Origin of the sequence: Leptolyngbya sp. AN10 (assembly GCF_050565645.1) — a bacterium.
GTDB lineage: Bacteria > Cyanobacteriota > Cyanobacteriia > Leptolyngbyales > Leptolyngbyaceae > Leptolyngbya.
Window position 1 is genome coordinate 1 of the sequence record NZ_JBNXVP010000096.1, and the last position, 2,410, is coordinate 2,410.

Annotated in this window: 2 protein-coding genes and 1 pseudogene; 1 reads left to right on the top strand and 2 read right to left on the bottom strand. The window is 50.2% G+C overall.

Features of this window, described 5'->3' with window-relative positions; translation table 11 throughout:
- Nucleotides 1-37: 37 nt before the first annotated feature.
- Both ACQ4M5_RS41650 and ACQ4M5_RS41655 read right to left on the bottom strand, forming a co-directional pair.
- On the bottom strand, nt 38-1,135 hold the full coding sequence (locus ACQ4M5_RS41650; protein ID WP_430681675.1) for a hypothetical protein: 1,098 nt from the start codon (nt 1,133-1,135) through the stop codon (nt 38-40).
- Nucleotides 1,136-1,270: 135 nt separating this feature from the next.
- Entirely contained in the window at nt 1,271-1,558 is a 288-nt protein-coding gene (locus ACQ4M5_RS41655) for a hypothetical protein (RefSeq protein ID WP_430681676.1), read from the bottom strand.
- Nucleotides 1,559-1,705: 147 nt separating this feature from the next.
- Here ACQ4M5_RS41655 and ACQ4M5_RS41660 point away from each other — a divergent pair.
- Nucleotides 1,706-2,283, top strand: a pseudogene (locus tag ACQ4M5_RS41660) (IS982 family transposase); the annotation flags it as partial.
- Nucleotides 2,284-2,410: the final 127 nt, after the last annotated feature.

Here is a 2,410-nt window from a genome sequence, read left to right on the forward strand (position 1 = left end):
GAGGATTGAACATGAGCGTGACCTAAATTTTTTGGGTTCAGACTGGCAGTTGATTCAAGCGATCGACCATTCCCGTCGTATTGAACAACTCACCGATGTAGGCGAGCAGACACACTAGCTCTTGAGCCAACCCTACCTGGCGGTACGAGGCGATCGGGAGTCGAGTCAAGTGCGGTTCAAGTTGGACAGCGACTTCGAGCCACTGCCCGGTGGTGTAAGCCGCTTGATAGCGGGGAAGCAGACCGTCTTGCAGTGCGTCGATGGGAACTGCGATCGTCTGCGACCAATCGCCCAGATTCACTTGCATCTGGACAACAGACGCGAGCGATTCAGGATTTTTAGAGTGTTGGAGCGTTTCGATCGGATGCAGTTGTAGCGGGTGAGGTAGAGTGTTGAGTGCCCAATCGATTGGATTTTGCAGCACTTGTAGGGGACGTGTGATGACACCGACTTTCGGGGGAGCAAACATCGAGCGCACAAATTGCTGAAACTCAGAGGTCGTTGAGAGTGTTCTGGCATCGATCGCCAAGTGGGGACAGAGGTGTTCGAGTAGCTGAGTTTGCTGTGCGGTAAAGTCGATTTCCTGTTGTTGAACTGATTGCAGTTCAATCAGCACCTGCTGCTTGAGTTGAACGAGTTGAGCCGCGATTATGCTCCCTTTTTGCTGTCTCAGCTGAATATAAGCAGCCATTAACGACTTGATTGTTTCTGGAACGTGAGCGTGAATTGCCGAAGGGTTCGTTGGTTCAGAATTGCGAGCACATACCCGTGTGCCAGAGGCATCGAGGAAACTCTCTGGAGCTTGAGCACTGATCCATCGCGTTTGTACCCGGAGGTGTGCCAGCGATTGCGGCTCAACCGCTTGAATTCGCAGCATTTCCGCGTTATCGGTGCAGTAGCTCTGGTCAATCCATGTCAATACGGTTTCCGGCAATAGGGTTTCACTTTGCACCCGACACCAGACGCTGCGCGGATCACCGTCATCCGGGTATAGCTGTGCTAGGAAGGGATGCCAGCGATGGGGGTTGGCAATCATCTGTTGGACAATCTCAATGCGAGAAGCGGCGGTGACTAACGTGCAGCTGTGGTCATGTAGCCCTTCAATATCAGTGTGAAGAATCGCGTATAGTGGCATCACTAGAATCTCCAATCTCTGGTCATCATGCACTGACTCGGTCAGCGTGCTGGGGCGAGGAGTCGATGTCAACTGGGGCGGCGATGTGAAATGAACCCTGCAATCTGATCCGGTTTCTAAATGAGAAGTTGATCTCTAATTTAGAAAGTTTGAGGTGGGCAACGTAATTGTCGGTTGAGCCAATACTATTGTCGCGCCATAGCTGGCTTCCTCGTACCATTCTTTTAATCGTTGTCGCACGGTATTCGGTCGTTCTGCGTTCAAGCGGGCAATGCTTTGCGACACCCGACTCAGGCTGCTCGATTGCGTCAAGGCGATCCCAAAGCTCCACAAGCTCAACCCTGTGACTTGCGAGAGACTCAGATGCGGAAATTGGGCACTGACAACCCGATTCCATTGTTTAAGCGAAGAGTTTCGCAGCATGGCGACCCCTCCAGATTCTCTTGTCTCTAAATTATCGAACTGAAATAGTCCTTGCTCACAGATTCAACACAAACCTACACCTGTAAGGACAAGAAAGGGGCAAACCCGATAGGCTGAAAATGCTAAAATCTTGCCCAGTCTGCCCTCATGCTTAGTCTAGAAGAACTCCTTTGCTCCGTCGATGATTTCTGCAAAACCTTTGAACCGCAATGGAAGCAACAACTTTTAGGCAGTGGACTTAAACTGCGTAATCGAGCGCGCAGCATGAGCTTGAGTGAAATTATGACGATTCTGATTGCATTCCATCAATCGTGTTACCGCAATTTCAAAACCTACTATCAAGAGAAGGTGCAATGCGAGTGGGCGAATGCGTTTCCGGGAGTTGTCAGCTACGCGCATCATCGAATGGGTTCCCGGAACGCTTGTGCCGATGTGCGCCTATTTGCGCTCATGTTTTGGCAAGTGCAGCGGCATCAGTTTTATCGACTCCACTTGCATCAAAGTCTGTCATAATCGCCGCATCAAACAACACAAAGTGTTTGAAAACTTAGCGGCTCGTGGCAAAACTTCGGTCGATTGGTTCTTCGGCTTCAAACTGCATCTGGTGGTCAATGACCGAGGCGAACTGCTTAACATCATCCTGACTCCCGGTAATACTGACGACCGTACACCCAGTCCCCCAGTTATTACAGCAGTTGTTTGGCAAAGTCTTTGCTGACAAAGGCTGAAATGCCCCCTAAAAATTAGACCACTCCGAGAGCGACAACGAGTCCAAATAGGAGTAGGATCAAGTGCATGTCAAATTCAGCGAAAAAATACACCCCCCAATTCAAAGCCAAACTGGTGCTCGAA

Bases quoted from the DNA above. Each gene is read 5' to 3' on its own strand.
- ACQ4M5_RS41650 (WP_430681675.1), bottom strand. From the start codon at position 1,135: ATGCCACTATACGCGATTCTTCACACTGATATTGAAGGGCTACATGAC.
- ACQ4M5_RS41655 (WP_430681676.1), bottom strand. From the start codon at position 1,558: ATGCTGCGAAACTCTTCGCTTAAACAATGGAATCGGGTTGTCAGTGCC.